The sequence below is a fragment of the Pseudodesulfovibrio sp. zrk46 genome (assembly GCF_012516435.1).
Classification (GTDB): Bacteria; Desulfobacterota; Desulfovibrionia; order Desulfovibrionales; family Desulfovibrionaceae; genus Pseudodesulfovibrio.
On record NZ_CP051216.1, the window covers coordinates 3487190 to 3504203 of the forward strand.

At 46.0% G+C, this 17014-nt stretch carries 14 protein-coding genes; 6 read left to right on the forward strand and 8 right to left on the reverse strand.

Going from position 1 to position 17014, the window contains the following annotated elements:
* Window positions 1-22: 22 nt before the first annotated feature.
* From ilvN to HFN16_RS15830, 6 genes are all read right to left on the reverse strand, one after another.
* On the reverse strand, window positions 23-301 hold the full coding sequence (gene ilvN / locus HFN16_RS15805) for an acetolactate synthase small subunit (RefSeq protein WP_168891671.1): 279 nt from the start codon (window positions 299-301) through the stop codon (window positions 23-25).
* On the reverse strand, window positions 294-1970 hold the full coding sequence (gene ilvB / locus HFN16_RS15810) for an acetolactate synthase large subunit (RefSeq protein WP_168891672.1): 1677 nt from the start codon (window positions 1968-1970) through the stop codon (window positions 294-296). The genes ilvN and ilvB overlap by 8 nt, the downstream gene beginning before the upstream one ends.
* Window positions 1971-2665: 695 nt before the next feature.
* Entirely contained in the window at window positions 2666-5149 is a 2484-nt protein-coding gene (locus HFN16_RS15815) for an ATP-binding protein (protein ID WP_168891673.1), read from the reverse strand.
* Window positions 5150-5165: 16 nt separating this feature from the next.
* A complete protein-coding gene (locus tag HFN16_RS15820) occupies window positions 5166-5582 on the reverse strand; it encodes an Hsp20/alpha crystallin family protein (RefSeq protein WP_168891674.1) in 417 nt (138 codons plus the stop codon).
* Window positions 5583-5779: 197 nt separating this feature from the next.
* Entirely contained in the window at window positions 5780-5962 is a 183-nt protein-coding gene (locus HFN16_RS15825; protein WP_168891675.1) for a hypothetical protein, read from the reverse strand.
* A 33-nt stretch (window positions 5963-5995) separates the two neighbouring features.
* Window positions 5996-8110 carry an EAL domain-containing protein gene (locus HFN16_RS15830; RefSeq protein ID WP_247648359.1) on the reverse strand — a complete coding sequence of 705 codons (2115 nt, stop codon included), beginning with the start codon at window positions 8108-8110 and terminating at the stop codon, window positions 5996-5998.
* Between the two features lie 225 nt (window positions 8111-8335).
* Between HFN16_RS15830 and HFN16_RS15835 the strand changes: the two genes are divergently transcribed.
* The 5 genes from HFN16_RS15835 (at window position 8336) to epsC (ending at window position 12680) form a co-directional block, all read left to right on the forward strand.
* On the forward strand, window positions 8336-8596 hold the full coding sequence (locus tag HFN16_RS15835; RefSeq protein ID WP_168891677.1) for a DUF493 family protein: 261 nt from the start codon (window positions 8336-8338) through the stop codon (window positions 8594-8596).
* Between the two features lie 181 nt (window positions 8597-8777).
* A complete protein-coding gene (nifU, locus tag HFN16_RS15840; RefSeq protein WP_168891678.1) occupies window positions 8778-9629 on the forward strand; it encodes a Fe-S cluster assembly protein NifU in 852 nt (283 codons plus the stop codon).
* Between the two features lie 4 nt (window positions 9630-9633).
* Window positions 9634-10818 carry a cysteine desulfurase NifS gene (nifS, locus tag HFN16_RS15845; RefSeq protein ID WP_168891679.1) on the forward strand — a complete coding sequence of 395 codons (1185 nt, stop codon included), beginning with the start codon at window positions 9634-9636 and terminating at the stop codon, window positions 10816-10818.
* 11 nt (window positions 10819-10829) lie between these two features.
* Complete coding sequence (cysK, locus tag HFN16_RS15850; protein ID WP_168891680.1) at window positions 10830-11750, forward strand: cysteine synthase A; 921 nt, start codon at window positions 10830-10832, stop codon at window positions 11748-11750.
* Between the two features lie 9 nt (window positions 11751-11759).
* Window positions 11760-12680, forward strand: a complete 921-nt coding sequence (epsC, locus tag HFN16_RS15855; protein ID WP_168891681.1) for a serine O-acetyltransferase EpsC — start codon at window positions 11760-11762, stop codon at window positions 12678-12680.
* Between the two features lie 74 nt (window positions 12681-12754).
* Here the strand turns inward: epsC and HFN16_RS15860 are convergent, their stop codons facing one another.
* Window positions 12755-13318 (reverse strand): ECF transporter S component, encoded by a 564-nt coding sequence (locus tag HFN16_RS15860; RefSeq protein ID WP_168891682.1) that lies wholly within the window; start codon window positions 13316-13318, stop codon window positions 12755-12757.
* A 44-nt stretch (window positions 13319-13362) separates the two neighbouring features.
* Window positions 13363-13980: a tetratricopeptide repeat protein gene (locus tag HFN16_RS15865; RefSeq protein WP_168891683.1), complete on the reverse strand. Its 618-nt coding sequence runs from the start codon at window positions 13978-13980 to the stop codon at window positions 13363-13365.
* Window positions 13981-14195: 215 nt separating this feature from the next.
* Between HFN16_RS15865 and ileS the strand changes: the two genes are divergently transcribed.
* Entirely contained in the window at window positions 14196-17012 is a 2817-nt protein-coding gene (gene ileS / locus HFN16_RS15870; RefSeq protein ID WP_168891684.1) for an isoleucine--tRNA ligase, read from the forward strand.
* Window positions 17013-17014 lie beyond the last annotated feature (2 nt).

The window sequence follows — 17014 nt, forward strand, 5'->3', positions numbered from 1 at the left end:
GGAAGAGTTAACTAATAATCATTTATTGAACATATTGAGCCATGGTTCCAAATACATCATGTCCACTGTCATGTCGCTCGACGCCAAGCACATCTTCGAGTTTATCAACCTGCTTAATCATCTGATCTAATCGTTCTTCAACCTTTACCAACAACCAAATCTTACTTGTAGAGCCGCCATTCACAGGCATGCATGCAATCCCTTCGACATTGTATGCTCGACGAGCAAATAAGCCACAAATATGAGACATGACCCCAGGATGGTTATTCACAGTTAATTCAATGACTGTCTGCTTACACATTGGATTCACCTCCAATCATCTCGGAATTTGCTGCTCCAGGAGGAACCATTGGATACACGGGCTCATCGAAACTAATCGGCACATGAATCAAAGCAGGCCCTGGCTGAGCCAGAGCTTCCGCTAACATTTCCCCTGGGTCCTCGGCAGACGCAAAATCATATGTTCTTATGCCGAACCCTTCGGCAATCTTGATAAAATCAACTCTCTTTACATAGTCAGAAGCAAAGTAACGCTTTCCATAAAACAAGTCCTGCTGCTGGCGAACCAAACCAAGTGCGTTGTTATTTGTAAGAATAATCTTAACGTTAACATCATTCTCCATAGCAGTAGCCAAATCCTGAATATTCATCATGATGGAACCGTCACCACTAAAGCAAAGAACTTGGCGTTCAGGAGCGGCAAAGGCTGCCCCAATGGCTGCGGGCATACCAAATCCCATGGTACCGAGCCCCCCAGAGGTCAACCACTGACGAGGCTGTGAAAATGGATAGGCCTGAGCTGTTCTCATCTGATGCTGCCCAACATCAGTACAAACTATCGCGTTCTCACCAGCCAACTCAGCAGCCTTAAGAATAACACCATAAGGGGAAGCAGGGTTATCTGCTTCAGGAATAACCATGGGATTGTCTTGTTTCAATCTACCAATGTCAGCAAGCCATTCACTTCGATCCGCTTGGGTAATATACGGAATCATAGCCTGTAGAGCATCGCACACATCACCGGTGACGGATGCATGAGCTGTTTTGATTTTATCTAGTTCACTAGGATCTATATCAATATGTACTATTTTCGCATTAGGACAGAATTCTGCGACCTTACCAGTAGCACGATCATCAAAACGAACTCCTGCGGCAATAAGAAGATCACACTCCTCAAGTGCCATATTGGTGTAGCGAGCGGCATGCATACCGAGCATTCCCAAATTCAGCGGATGATCAAAAGGAATAACTCCTAACCCCATAAGGGTCAGAGCTGTAGGAATTGATGACTTCTCAGCAAAATCCCTGGCAACCTCTGAGCAACAAGACTGAATGATACCGCCGCCCAAATATAAAATTGGCTTTCGAGACTCATTAATCATCTTCGCAGCATGTTCCACTTCTTGGACGAAAAGTTCAGGTCCTGCGTCGCGAATTCCAGGCTCGGGCCATTCCTCGAACTCCAGAACCGCCATCTGCACATCTTTTGGAACATCGACAACAACTGGGCCAGGGCGACCGGAACAAGCAATTCTGAATGCGTTTGGAATAACATCCATTAACTCTTCAACAGAACGGACCAGAAAATTATGTTTGGTAATGGGAACCGTGAGGCCGTAGGTATCGACCTCCTGAAAGGCATCCGTACCGATCATGCTCTGTGGTACCTGACCGGTAATACAAATGATTGGAATGGAATCAAGCTTAGCATCAGCAATTGCTGTCAAAGTATTCGTGGCACCCGGGCCGGATGTCGCAAAGAATACTGCGGGCTTTCCCGTAACCCGAGCCATACCTTGAGCTATAAAGCCAGCCCCTTGCTCATGTCTGGTGAGGACATGCTTGATGGCGTCAGTCTGCCCCAAAGCGTCGTACATAGGGAGATTGGCACCGCCGGGAATCCCAGCGATCGTTTTAATGCCCTGCCTCTCCAACAGTTTAATAATAATCTCAGCGCCTGTAAGTTTCATTTCGAGCCTCCTCTCTTCCCGTCTTGTCCAGCGGGGCCCGGAATGAAAAACCCCCGCCGGTTGCACCGACGGGGGTTGTAAGTCTGCAAAACTCTGCAATCCCACTAGGGTGCGTGCCAATCGACATCACCTACTACTACGTCTACTACTACGCAGAATACCACGTCCTCTAGTAGGACAGCGGAAGAGTGGAAATTGATGTCGAAAGTACGCATATTTAAAAAAACCTTTTCGTTTCTGGAAAATATATATTCAGAACCCACTAATTGGTCAAGCTATTTTTTTTAGACAAACTAGTCTCTTACCAAATCAAAAATTATTATCTACTAAATGCATTTGTTGATGGAATAGATCATTTCCCTCAAAATAGTTTCACCGCACCCTTCAAAAATTGATTCCCCCAGCCACTCAATTACTAATTATTATACTAATATTATTATTTTTATCACAATCTATCTACCGCCAACCAAAATGCACCAGCCCCAACAGCCAACCTGACTATATGTCCAACGTGAAAATGATATCCCCAGTCAAGCCCAAACATAGCCACCAAAGCCACAAAAAAACCAACAAGAATAAACTTACGCCAAATGTTTAATCTTAACACATTCATTGATTTATTCTCCAATAAAAAAGGGTTGCGATTTCTTCCGCAACCCTTTCATTTAAAGATTAACAGTGTCAACTAATAATCATTACTTCTTTCTAGACTTCTTTGGCTTATTATCCTTGTCCTCATCATCCTTTCCGTAAGCCATTAGTTCGTCAACGAGACGCCTCAACTTAGAATCCACCAATGCGTTAATTGTATTCGTTGGGAACTTGCCGGTCTTTCCACGAACACCAGCCTTGATACCTGTTAAAATTTCAATACCTTCATCTATGTTTTTAACAGCCCAGATATGAAACTTTCCCTCCTTAACAGCATCAATAACTTCGTCACGCAACATTAAATCCTTAACATTCGGATACGGAATCAAAACACCTTGCTTACCAGTGAGACCTGTGTGCTTACAGGTAAGGTAAAACCCCTCTATCTTCTGGTTTACACCTCCGATTGGTTGCACTTCTCCGTACTGATTCACAGACCCTGTAACGGCAACATACTGCCGAATAGGCTTATCTGACAGACTAGAAAGTAAGGCGTACAACTCTGTGGATGACGCAGAATCTCCATCTATTCCCCCGTAGGACTGTTCAAAGGCAATACTTGCTGCTAAAGACAAAGGCTTATCTTGAGCAAAGCGATTGCGTAGAAAACCAGAAAGGATCAACATACCCTTGTTGTGCGTTGGGCCAGACATGTCGGCTTCACGTTCAATATTAATAATCCCTTCCTTACCCAGCGAAGTGACTGCTGTAATACGTGCGGGCTTTCCAAATGAATAGTCCCCCATAGAATAAACAGCTAACCCATTAACCTGACCAACAACTTCTCCATCTGTATCAACAAACAAAGAACCTCGATCGATCATTTCCTGAATTCGTTCCTCAACCTGGTTAGACCGATATCGCTTCGCCTCCACAGCATCCTTGACGTGGGCCCCAGTAACCACCTCAGACTTTGCCTGGCTCGCAAAATACTCAGCTTCACTCAGCAAATCTGACATAATTGGAAATGCAGTAGATATCTTCTCCTGCCGACCAGCCCAACGAACAGCCTCTTCCATAATAGCTGCCACACCAGTTGCATCAAATGGTCTTAACTCATTCTTTTCAGTTTCTGCCCTGATGAATCGTGCCACCTGCTCAACAGCTTCAAAGCTGCGCTCCATGCTAGACTCATAATCCACTCGAACCTTGAAGATCTTGGCGACATCTTCATCATAGTGCTTCAAAAGCGTATAAAGATAAGGACTACCAAGAACAACTACCTTTACTTCCATTTCAATGGGTTCTGGCTTTAGCCCTGTTGCACTAATAAAATAATAAGGGTCAAATGTTTCAATCTCGATATTAGAGGTCTTCAAAGCCCTCTTGAGAGTCTGCCAAACCCCTGGCTCCATTATTGCGTCCATAAGGTTGATAACGAGATAACCGCCATTCGCTTTAACAAACGAACCAGCCTTAATCTTTGTATAATCAGCATGCCAACCGCCTGAATGATCTTGAACACGCTCAATACTACCGAAAAGATTACGATAAGTGGGGTAAGACTCAAAAATTACCGGAGGTCCTTCCAGTTCAGAATTATCTACCAGCAAATTGACCTGATAAGGTTGAAACACAACTTCTGGACTCGGCCCTCCCATTATCAATCCAGGAATTGGACCTTGCTTTGGACCACCTCCCAAAGCCTTGATGTTGTCCAGCGAATCAGCCATGTGCTCTAATACCGCATCTAGATACTTCAACACCTTTTCATCTGGATAATTTTCGCGCAAAGGCTTCATAAATTCCTGCGCAAGAGCAGAAAACATAAGGCGATCGACTTCCTCATGCTTCTTAACCACTTCCTTCTGTAAGCTCTTAAGCTCCTGAACTATAATATCTATTTCTTCCTTGAGTTCCATACGCTTGTCACGCAAGCGTTCAAACTCATCGCGAGGAAATCGACCATTCTCGACCATTTCTTCCAACTCAATAATGCGCTTAGGTTCACCATCTATCAGTGGCACCACATCTGGACGTTGGATTGGACCCATCTGCATACGTACAACCACTAACCCAGTATCCTTAACCTGATCCTCAATAGCCTTGTAGAAACTCATCACCTTCTTTTCATGAGCTTCAGCAATTGCATTCTTTCGAGCTATATATTCTTCGCTTTCAAAAAGCTGGGGAACCTCACGCTTCACACTATCAAGGAAGTCTTGCATCTCCTTCTTGAAACGGCTTCCTTGTCCTGCCTTAAAACGAAGTTGAATTGGGGCTTCGCGCCGCTTGAAATTATTCACATAGCAAAGATCACATGATATCCCCCGCTCATTGCCCATGTCAGCCAGCAACTTCTTGACAGACGAAAGACGCCCAGTTCCGGGCTCTCCTGTAACAAAAATATTGTACCCCTTCTTCTGCATCCCCATACCAAAACGAAAGGCTTCTACACCGCGCTTCTGACCGATAATACCGCTCTGCGGCTCCAAATCATCTGTAGTATTGAACCCCAACTGATCCGGATTCAGCGTCCACTTCAGCTTCTCAACAGGAACCACCGTAGTTGACTTCTTGGTAGGCATATCGCTTTCTCCGTAGTTATTTCTTCTCGATTTGAATTGTCTGACCAAGTTGTGTTGGGCACTTGGGTAAGCGGACTTCTAACACTCCATTCTTGAACTCAGCCTTCACATCTTCAGTTTTAATAACACAAGGTAGCTTTACTTCTTTGCGGAATGTCTGTGTTTTAGTCTTGTTACCTATTGGTTCAACTGTCTCAGCAGCAATAATCAAACGTCTGTCAAATACTGAAACATCTACATCATCTGGATTGACATTTCCAAGTTCCATTCGCGCAACAAGTGTGCCGCCCTCTTCACTAATATCCAGATCGCCCGCAATTCGGCAGACCATAACGGGTAAATCAAAATCCGAACACAAGTCATCAAAAAGCCTGTCCATCTCGTGGCGCATCCGGCTGATTTCGTCCTTGCTCCAACGCTTCAGATCGGCCATGGAAACAAACCTCCTGTCCTTTCGCATCGGGGAAAAATAAAGAATAGGCCATATAATTATTATAAATATCACAAATTATAAATCTACGACAAGTGAACTCAAGATCTTTTGTGAGTTTCACCACACAAAAATAAAAGGCCTGTCGTAATACGGCAGGCCTTTTAGAAAACATGGATAACTATTAACTAGCGTACATCTCACAGTCGCTTGAACAAACTCGATACAGCAAGAACAACAAAGCCACTAGAAACAAGCCAAAATGGTTGGACCAACTCTTCCAAAGCAGGAACAGACATAACATCAAGATGAATAAAAATACCCAGCAAACCGACTATAACGCCGAGCATCCAGGTAAGAAGTTGCGGTGCACTTAAATTCATGAAAAAGACTCCAGACATTCAATCGACAAATAATCATGACAATGATTTCAACAACTCAAAAGCTTCACTCTTTGGAACAGGTTTCGAATAGAGATACCCTTGCCCATAGTCACATTGCAAGGAATACAACAAATCTCGTTGACGCTCTGTCTCTATGCCTTCAGCCACAACTTTAAGCCGTAAACTATGCGCCATATTAACGATAGCCCGAACTATTTCAATATTCTCAGGCGACTTCTCCATGCGCCTTACAAAGCTCAAATCAATCTTCAACTGATCCATTGGAAAACGCTGAAGATAACTCATAGAAGAATACCCTGTACCAAAGTCGTCAATTGATAACATAATGCCAAGGGACTTCAAAGCATTGAGACGACCGGTCGATTCCATTGCGTCAGTCATAACCACTGTCTCTGTTATTTCAAGCTTCAACCGATGCGGCGGCAAACCAGACTTTTCTAGAATCTGCTCCACGTCTGCCACCAAAGATGAAACGCCAAATTGCTTTGCTGAAATATTGACAGCGATAGTAAGATTCTCCGCTCTTTGATCTACTTTTCGCCAATTGCTAAGACTAAGGCAGGCTTCCTCTAATATATGAGCACCTAAATCTACAATCAAACCAGTTTCTTCAGCTACAGGAATAAACTCGCCAGGATTGACCATGCCACGCTCAGGATGAATCCATCTCGCTAACGCCTCAAAACCGTAGAGTTTGCCATCAGAAAGATTAACTATCGGTTGATAAAAAACTTCAAACTCTTTGTTGTCCAATGCACGCTTTAGATCACTCTCTAATTCAATGACATTAACAACGCCTTCCCGCATCTCTGGTGAGTATTCGACGTAACGATTTTTGCCACGTCTTTTTGCCTTAAACATCGCTAACTGTGAGTTATGAATGAGATTGTCGCGATCCGCCTCTCCATTAACAGCCATATCGAGTCCGAGACTTGCCGTCAGAGGAAACTCAGTGTCATCAATCACAAACGGATCGTCAAAACAGGCACGAACCTTTTCAACCATCGTCCTGATGTCATCCTTACAACAATCTTCTTCAAACAAAACAATAAACTCATCCCCACCAAATCGAGCCAAGGTATCCGCATTCCTCAAAACAGATGAAAGTCTTGAGCCCACTCTTTTAAGGACCTTATCTCCTACTCTATGGCCGTAATGATCATTGATGACTTGAAATCGATCGAGATTTATAAATAAAATACCATAGTGCTTTCCCTGACCAAGAGAACGTTTAATTGCTCTTCCCACCCGGTCATGAAAGAGGACTCGATTAGGCAAACCTGTTAATGGATCATGAAGCGAGTTATGCTTGAGCTGCTCCTCCATCCGCTTCCTGTTACTCACATCACGAATACTTGTCCTTACGCCAAGCGAATTACCATTCTCATCGGCAATTGAGTGTTTTACCAAACTGACCCATTTCACTTTTGCATCAGCACGATTAATGCGGAAATCAACAGCTCGCCCTTCGCCTGATAAAGTGTCGGACATATAATTCTGCCAAGCAAGAATATCATCATGATGAATTATTCGCTCGAGAAAACAGGAGTCCTTAATGAAACGATCCGGAGGATAACCGCTGATTCTTTCACATGACGGAGAGATGTATATTGGTTTCCCATCCGATCCGATCCAACTCTCCCAATCATAATTGTAATCAGCGACCATGCGATATCGCTGCTCTGAATCTTCCAAAGCAGTCTTTGAAGCTTCAAGCTCTCTAATAGTCCGTTCCAGTCTCTTGGTTGTTTCTTCCAAGCCACGCTTATTTCGATGGAGTTCAGAAAAAGTATGAACTTTACTACGTAAAATCTCAGGCTCCACGGGCTTAAAAAGATAGTCTACCGCCCCAAGCTCATAGCCTCTAAAAACATGCCTTTGTTCTTTGCTGATTGCCGTAATAAAAATGATCGGCAGATTCTTGGTATAATCTATTTCTCGTAAATGCTCAGCGAGAGCAAACCCATCCATCCCAGGCATCATTACATCAAGTAAAGCGACTCCAAAATCGTACTTCTCGACAAAATCCAGGGCCTCTCGCCCCGATTCGGCCATCACCAAATTGAGGTCGTTGTCCCGTAATATTCCTTCTATGAGTTTCAGGTTGATTCGCTCATCATCAACCACTAGCACATCTACGATATTATTCATCTTTCAAAAAGTGTTGAGTAAATATTTTTGATTATTCTTTATTACCAAGTATCACTTTAGCGTAAAAGATCAAAAATTGTTTTTATAATTTCCCATAAATTTTCGTCAGCTTTATCCACACTCCCGCCATCTATATATCGATTTGACAAAACAATTCTTGAATTATAGACCGCAGGTTCTATTGCCATAGGAGGAAACACAATGACCAACCAGCACGAACAATTTCAAAATATTCTGGACGAGCATCATCAATGGCCTTGTCCATATCTGTTCAAATTTATTGTTCCTACGGAGAACCTCTCTAAGGTTATGGATCTTTTTCAAGGCGAAGAAGTAAACACTCGCGAATCCAAGAATGGGAAATACACCAGTGTGAGCGTTGAATCTAACATGTGCTCCAGCAAAGATGTTATGGAAGTATATGCAAAAGTTTCAGCCATACCAGGTGTAATGTCCCTTTAATCTATCTTCCTTCCTCTCTTTTTCAGAAAAACCGATCAAATTAGTCAGGTTTTCTTCAATCACGGCTTTACATGCCCTCTAGCCGTACTTACAATACACTGATACGATTGCACGATCGTTTCGGCTTCTTTTGTCGTAAGATCAATACATATGAAATATTTATTTTATTCAGGAGACTCACATGTGGGAATACACAGACAAAGTTAAAGACCACTTTTTGAATCCCCGCAATGCAGGCAAGCTGGAGAACGCTGACGGAATAGGAGAAGTCGGCTCTTTGGCATGCGGCGACGCATTGACTCTTTATATAAAAGTTGAAGAAGGCATAATCACCGACGCGAAATTCCAGACCTTTGGCTGCGCAAGTGCCATCGCATCCAGCTCTGCCTTAACAGAACTGCTTATTGGTAAGCCTGTTGAAGAAGCTGAAAAACTTACAAACAAAGATATCGCCGAGTACTTGGGCGGATTACCTCGCGAAAAAATGCACTGCTCGGTTATGGGCCAAGAGGCATTGGAACAAGCCATTAAAAACATGCGTGGAGAAGCAGGAACGAAGGCTGAACATTCTCACGAAGGCGAACTCATTTGTGAATGCTTTGGGATCTTTGATGAAGAGATACTCCGCGCCATCAAAGAGAACGATCTCAAAACCGTTGAAGATATCACAAACTTCACCAAAGCTGGTGGTGGTTGCGGAAAGTGCTTAGATGACCTTGAGCGCCTGCTCAACGAATCTAAAGGGGAAGGCGTCTGCGAAACTCCTTCCGCTCAACCGGAGTTCCCGGCAAAAGGCATGACGAACATACAGCGTATGCATCTGATTGAATCCGTAATTGACGATGAAATTCGTCCCATCCTTCAGAATGATGGAGGCGACGTCTCTTTGGTAGACATCGACAAAGACACAGTTGTCGTCAAGTTGCTCGGCATGTGCTCCAACTGCCCGTCCAGTAAGCTAACCCTGACCAACTTGGTTCAAGGCAAGCTCCAAGAAAAGGTAGACCCGGCAATCATCGTTAAGGAAGGCTAGTCAAATGAAAACTATCTATATGGACAACAACGCCACCACGCAGGTAGCACCGGAAGTCTTTGATGCAATAAAGCCATACTTCATGGATTTATACGGCAACCCGTCCTCAATGCACCGTTTCGGAGGTCAAGTTGGAGTTGAAATCAAAAAAGCTCGCGAACAAGTTGCCAAGTTACTCAACTGCGATCCCAAAGAAATCATCTTTACCTCATGCGGTTCGGAATCTGACAACACCGCTATTCGCTCTGCTCTCAATGCTCAACCAGACAAGAAACATATCATCACTACTCGTGTAGAGCATCCAGCGATTCTAAGTCTGTGCAAATACCTGGAAAAAAAAGAAGGATACGACGTAACTTATCTTGGAACGGACGAACATGGCCGCTTGGATCTGGATGAATACAAAAGCGCCATTCGAAAAGATACAGCCATAGTTTCCATCATGTGGGCCAACAATGAGACTGGTAATATTTACCCAATTGAAGAAATGGCAAAAATTGCTAAGGAAAATAATGTTTTTTTCCATACTGATGCGGTGCAAGCTGTAGGGAAAATTGCCATCGACCTTGAAAAGACGCCCATCGACATGCTTTCCCTATCGGGCCATAAACTACACGCCCCCAAAGGGGTTGGGGCCCTTTTCGTTCGCAAGCGTCTTCCCTTCCGCCCCTTCCTAATCGGAGGGCACCAGGAAGGCAGCCGTCGCGCTGGAACTGAAAACACTACAGGTATCGTTGCATTAGGAAAAGCCTGTGAACTCGCACATGAGCATATGGAAGCAGAAAACACTGAGGTGAAGGCCCTTCGTGATAAGCTGGAGAATGGCCTGCTTGCAGCAGTCCCGGACTCAGTTCTCAATGGGGATAGGGATAACCGTTTACCTAATACTTCTAACATTTCATTTGGTTATGTTGAAGGCGAAGCTATCTTGTTGATGATGGACCAACTCGGCATCTGCGCAAGCTCAGGCTCGGCATGCACCTCGGGAAGCTTGGAGCCTTCCCATGTTCTTCGTGCCATGGGCGTTCCGTTTACTTTCGCTCACGGTTCTATCCGTTTTAGCCTTAGCCGTTTCAATACAGAAGAAGAAATCGACTTCGTATTGGAAAATATGCCCAAAATCATAGAGAACCTGCGTAAACTTTCTCCCTTCTCTGCGGAAATAGAATTGCCCACGGCTACCAGATAACAGGAGCTCCCATGAACATTGCACATGATATGACTGAACTTGTTGGCAAAACACCAATGGTTCGTCTCAACAAGCTCTCAGAAGGCCTAGAAGCCACTGTTGTTGCTAAACTCGAGTTTAACAACCCCTGCGCTTCGGTTAAAGATCGCATCGCAAAGAACATGATAGATGTGGCCATGGCTGAAGGCAAAATTGATCAAGATACTGTCTTGGTTGAACCGACCAGTGGCAACACAGGCATCGGGTTAGCCTTTGTCTGTGCTGTGAAGGGATTACGCCTCATCCTGACAATGCCTGAGTCCATGTCAGTAGAACGTCGTAAACTCCTTAAAGGATTTGGAGCCGAACTGATACTGACTCCAGCGCAGGAGGGTATGAAAGGTGCAATTGCCAGAGCTGAGAAGATTGTGAAAGAACACGATAATGCTTTTATGCCCATGCAATTTGAAAATCTGTCTAACCCAGACATTCACCGAAAAACTACTGCTTTGGAGATATGGGAAGACACAGATGGTGAGGTTGACATTTTCGTTGCAGGTGTCGGCACAGGCGGAACCATCACTGGTGTAGCCGAAATTCTCAAAGAGAAAAAAGCGTCTGTCACCGCTGTGGCTGTTGAACCTGCCAGATCTCCCGTACTTTCAGGCGGAACTCCTGGCCCACACATGATTCAAGGTATTGGCGCAGGCTTTGTACCCGGGGCACTAAATACCGACATTATCGACGAGGTTATTCAGATCGAAAACGAAACAGCCTTTGAGACCGCCAAGAGACTTATCGCCGAAGAAGGCATTCTCTGTGGCATTTCCTCTGGCGGCAACTGTGCGGCTGCTCTCGAATTGGCAAAACGGCCAGAGAACAAAGGGAAAATGATCGTTTTCATCATTTGTGACACTGGCGAACGCTACCTCAGTACCCCATTGTTTGAATAAGGAGAGAACATGTCAAATAGAGATTACTCCCTCTCTGACGTGGTTGCCCTTCTTGTTGAATCAGGAGACAACGCATCTACGTTCTATCGCTACTCTGACGACGTCCCCATGCCATCAGTGGAAGTCCTTTCTGAAATAGTTGAAGATCTCAGGACAGTTCTTTTCCCAGGGTATTATGGCCCATCGGAGATCACTCCGGACACAATGCCCTACTACATAGGTTCCACTTTGGACCGAGTGGAACGCCATCTGGCAGATCAGATCAACCGAGGTTACTGTTTTGTATGCGACAAAAATAAGGTAGATCGATGCCAGGACTGCGAAACGCGCTCCAGGAATATGGCCCGTGCATTCATTACCAAACTACCAGAGATACGAGAACTCCTGCTCTCTGATGTTGAAGCCGCATACGATGGGGACCCTGCAGCAAAAACCCATGGCGAAACCATCTTTTGCTACCCATCTATCCGGACGATGACTAACCACCGCATTGCTCATGAACTATACAAACTCGGCGTAGACATAATCCCTCGCATCATTGGAGAAATGGCTCATTCAGACACAGGAATCGACATTCACCCTGGAGCGACCATTGGTAGATCTTTTTTTATGGATCATGGCACTGGCACTGTAATTGGTGAGACTTGTGTGATTGGAGATAACGTTCGAGTTTACCAAGGTGTTACTTTAGGGGCAAAGAGTTTTCCCAAAGGTGATGACGAACGCCTTATAAAAGGACTCCCCCGACATCCCTTGGTGGAAGATGATGTGATCATTTACGCTGGTGCTACAATTTTAGGTCGGGTCACTATTGGCAAAGGGGCAGTTATCGGAGGCAATGTTTGGATAACACGTGATGTTCCGGCAGGCGCACAAATTGTCCAGTCCCGAGCCATGCAACAGTCGTTCTCGGACGGTGGCGGTATTTAATCCTCACCACACTCAATCATAAAAAAGGGAAGGTCGATAAACGATCTTCCCTTTTTCATTTTCTTATCAATATCTTAACGAATAAAACCCTGCAGATAATCCTGTGCTCGTCGCATTACAAACATCCCAGGAATCACAATAATTACAGCTACAATACATTCCGGCAAACCATGGACAACTGCGATACTAAGCGCGACTTCAGGTTGCATATAGCCCAAAAAAGTCGCCATTCCCAAGAATCCCATAGTGTTGGTTAACGTTCCAGTCACTGCCGCAACACCCAAACGAACGTAATCATTATAGTCTCGCAAACACAGGTAAACAACATAAGGAGTCAAGCCAACGAACATCCTTGGCAACAATGCAACAAAAGGATCTGAAGCCATAGGTGTTCCCGAAGTGAACATGCTTGTCAGCCCAAACACAGTTCCCACAATCATGCCAGCTGGCCATCCTTCTAATAAACTAGCTAGAATCGTAGGCAGATGCATTGAAGTTGCATACTTTACTTGGGTAGGCACAGGAATAAAACCTAGATCAGTTGTACCAAGAAAAACCGTAAACAGAATCAACCCGCCTACAATAGGAAGATTGACCATGTGAGAATGGCTGGATTTGGTTTCGTCGCTGAAAGACATAGTCCAGCCGCTACCATACTTTCTAATTCAACAACACCCCGTTATTAATTCAAGCCAGAAACCAAGTCAGCTACAGGCTTCCCATTGGGAGCCTTCGCATTTGGGTCAATAGACAACAATTCTTCCCATACCCGCTTAGCATTAACCTTATCGTTGAGGTCATGCAGATAGACAATTCCCATATTGAAACGGGAGACCTTATGATTTTTATCCAGTTTAACGGCCTGACTAAAAGCATTAATGGCCTCTTGAAAGCGCTGTGTGCGTCGATACATAACACCAAGATCTGACCAGACTCCCACATTCATGGGTCTGATTTCCAGAGCGCGCTCATATGCATTCACAGCCTTACCAGGTAAATTGTTGTCAAAACAATAATTACCAAGTTTGATCCAACCGTTTGGATCAGTTGGATTTGAATTGGCCGCACTTTCCAAGCTATTCAACGTATTCATATTGGCTGTAGGCGTAGGCTGCTGTTGCCCTTGTTGCACCGCGGCAGTCTGTGTACCACCTTTATTCCCAAGATAAAGCACGGTAATGGTATTACCGACAAAAGCTCCCACTAATAACGCTGCAATCACAAACATAATACAAGAAGTCTTTTTGATATAATGCTCCTTGATTTCATCCTGTTCACGCTGTCTTTTGTGTACGCCCATATTGTCTCCTTATATATCTTCAATTCTGATAGCTGAGTGGTAGAGTCGGGTTTATATCAGCCCACACAGCCGGTGGCTATTAAAATCATGCACCAATTGTGTGCAAATGTAGAGCAGCCCTTGACTTCCGATGCGGCTTATACCAATCTGTCGCGATTCTTTGTGCCGAGACTAATAACTATAGAAATATATCCCTGTCGGAGGACCTTAAAGACATGAGCGACTACAAAAAAACCCTGCTCCTGCCCAAAACCAAATTTCCCATGAAGGCCAATCTCAAACAGCGTGAACCTGAGATGTTAAAGTTCTGGGAGGAGACCAAGGCGTATGACGCCATGGTCGCCGCTGGAGATGCAGACAACGAATACGTTCTTCACGACGGCCCGCCATACGCCAATGGACACATTCACATGGGCACCGCACTAAATAAGGTTCTCAAAGACATCGTTGTAAAATCCCGCAACATGCAGGGACAGAAAGCCCAGTACGTTCCCGGCTGGGACTGCCATGGCTTACCTATCGAACACAAGGTGGAACAAGAGCTCAAGAAAAAGAAAAAAGAGCTCGACACTCTGACCATCCGTAAAATTTGTCGCTCCTATGCATCCAAGTGGCTAGACACCCAGCGCAAAGAATTTAAGCGCCTCGGCGTCCTCGGCGTTTGGGATGAGCCTTACATGACGATGAAGCCTGAGTATGAGGCAGCCACTGCCCGCGAACTTGGTCGCTTCATGGAGCGAGACGGGGTTGTACGCGGTAAGAAACCTATCTACTGGTGTTGCGACTGTCGCACCGCCCTGGCCGAAGCCGAGGTAGAGTACGAGGACCACACTTCACCGTCCATCTACGTCCGATTCCCTATGGCCGATGAAAACGCCAAGAAAATTGAGGACATCGACATTTCCAAACTCTACGTCGTCATCTGGACCACCACACCGTGGACCATCCCCGACAACATGGGTGTGGCAGTACACCCAGACTTCGACTACGTATTAATTGAAGTCGACGACGCCTATTATGTCCTAGCAGAAGGCCTGCTCGAAGAATGCGCTGAAAAATTCAGCTGGGATGCACCTAAGACCATCGCCACCGTCAAGGGCGCTGACCTTGAAGGACTCAAGGCCAAGCACCCCATCTATGACCGCGAATCACCAGTTGTTCTGGCCGACTACGTCACCCTGGAAACTGGTACTGGTTGCGTTCATACCGCTCCCGGCCATGGTCGCGAGGACTTTGAAACCGGCCTCAAGTATGATCTTGAAGTATACTCTCCCATGAACGACAAGGGCGAATTCCTCCAAGAAGTCGAACATTTTGCCGGGCTAAATGTCTGGGATGCCAACCCTAAAGTTATCGAAAAGCTGACAGAGCTGGGCAATCTCCTGGCCAAAGAAGAAATTTCTCACTCCTACCCCCACTGCTGGCGCTGTAAAGAGCCGGTCATCTTCCGCGCTACGACACAATGGTTCGTAGGCATGGATGAGAACGACCTGCGTAAGCGCTCTCTGGATGCAATTCGTAACGATGTTGAATGGGTTCCTGGCTGGGGTGAAGAGCGCATCTATAACATGGTTGCCAACCGCCCAGACTGGTGTATCTCCCGCCAACGCAACTGGGGTGTCCCCATCTCTGCGCTGATTTGCGAAGACTGCGATGAGACTTGGTTCGACGCCCAGTGGGTCTACGACATCTGCGACAAGTACGCAGAGCACGAAACAGGCTGTGATTACTGGTTCGAAGCCCCCATTGAGGAGATTGTGCCCGAGGGCCTTAAGTGCGCAAAGTGTGGCGGAACTCACTGGAAGCGCGAAACCGACATCCTGGACGTCTGGTTCGACTCCGGCACCAGCTTTGCCGCTGTGGTCGAACAACGTGAGGAAACCCGTTTCCCTGCCGACCTGTATCTGGAAGGTTCTGACCAGCATCGAGGCTGGTTCCACTCTTCCCTGCTCGCTTCAGTGGGTACTCGCGATGTGCCGCCCTACAAGACCGTCCTGACCCACGGCTACGTGGTGGACGCCGAGGGGCGCAAAATGTCCAAATCCATCGGCAACGTGATTGCCCCGCAGGAAATCATCGACAAGTTTGGCGCAGAAATCCTGCGCATGTGGGTGTCCGCCTCCAACTACCAGGAAGATATCCGAATCTCCGATGAGACTCTGAATCGCCTGGTGGACGCCTACCGCCGCATCCGCAATACCTGCCGCTACCTTCTTTCCAACCTCAACGACTTTGACCCCAAAAACAAAATCGCTGTAGAAGAAATGCTACCTCTGGACCGCTACGCGCTGGACATGGTTTCCCGTCACCACACAAGCATCCAGGAAGCATACAAGAAGTTTGAGTTCCACAAGGTCTATCACACCTTGCACAACTTGTGCGTGGTCGACCTGTCGGCATTCTACCTAGACATTATCAAGGACCGCCTCTACGTGGAAGAACAGGATGGGATCAAACGCCGATCTGCTCAGACCGTTCTCTGGCAAATCCTGTTGATGCTTCTCGAAGACATGGCTCCGGTTCTTTCCTTCACCGCAGAGGAAGCCTTCCAGAGCCTTCCAGAAGCCATCAAGGACGACCTTGACCAGACTGACACTGTCTTTGCCCTGCGCTTCGCCCCGGACGCCACACACCTGTCCGACAAAGAGCGCGCCATTTGGGAAAAACTGGCAGCTGTTCGCGGTGTGGTCAACAAGGCCATTGAGCCCAAACGCAAGGACGGTGTCATCGGCAAGTCCCTGGACGCTGAGATCACCCTCTACGCCACCGACGAGATTTGCGAATTAGTCTCTTCCGACGAACTTGATCCAATGGAATTCTTTATCGTCTCAAAAATCAACTTGGCAAACTTGGCAGATGCTCCGGCAGATGCCTTCGCTGGAGAAGAGTTTAAGGACGCCAAAGTTGGCGTTGTCGCTGCATCCGGTGAAAAGTGTGAACGCTGCTGGCGCATCAGTGAAGACCTGGGCACTGATCCGGAATTCGCCGACGCCTGCCCGCGTTGCACGGCAGTGCTAAAAAACCTGGTATAAGA

Coding starts and splice junctions, on each gene's coding strand:
- ilvN (WP_168891671.1), bottom strand. CDS start 301: ATGTGTAAGCAGACAGTCATTGAATTAACTGTGAATAACCATCCTGGG.
- cysK (WP_168891680.1), top strand. CDS start 10,830: ATGAACATTGCACATGATATGACTGAACTTGTTGGCAAAACACCAATG.
- nifS (WP_168891679.1), top strand. CDS start 9,634: ATGAAAACTATCTATATGGACAACAACGCCACCACGCAGGTAGCACCG.
- HFN16_RS15825 (WP_168891675.1), bottom strand. CDS start 5,962: ATGAATTTAAGTGCACCGCAACTTCTTACCTGGATGCTCGGCGTTATA.
- nifU (WP_168891678.1), top strand. CDS start 8,778: ATGTGGGAATACACAGACAAAGTTAAAGACCACTTTTTGAATCCCCGC.
- ileS (WP_168891684.1), top strand. CDS start 14,196: ATGAGCGACTACAAAAAAACCCTGCTCCTGCCCAAAACCAAATTTCCC.
- epsC (WP_168891681.1), top strand. CDS start 11,760: ATGTCAAATAGAGATTACTCCCTCTCTGACGTGGTTGCCCTTCTTGTT.
- ilvB (WP_168891672.1), bottom strand. CDS start 1,970: ATGAAACTTACAGGCGCTGAGATTATTATTAAACTGTTGGAGAGGCAG.
- HFN16_RS15820 (WP_168891674.1), bottom strand. CDS start 5,582: ATGGCCGATCTGAAGCGTTGGAGCAAGGACGAAATCAGCCGGATGCGC.
- HFN16_RS15865 (WP_168891683.1), bottom strand. CDS start 13,980: ATGGGCGTACACAAAAGACAGCGTGAACAGGATGAAATCAAGGAGCAT.
- HFN16_RS15835 (WP_168891677.1), top strand. CDS start 8,336: ATGACCAACCAGCACGAACAATTTCAAAATATTCTGGACGAGCATCAT.
- HFN16_RS15815 (WP_168891673.1), bottom strand. CDS start 5,149: ATGCCTACCAAGAAGTCAACTACGGTGGTTCCTGTTGAGAAGCTGAAG.
- HFN16_RS15860 (WP_168891682.1), bottom strand. CDS start 13,318: ATGTCTTTCAGCGACGAAACCAAATCCAGCCATTCTCACATGGTCAAT.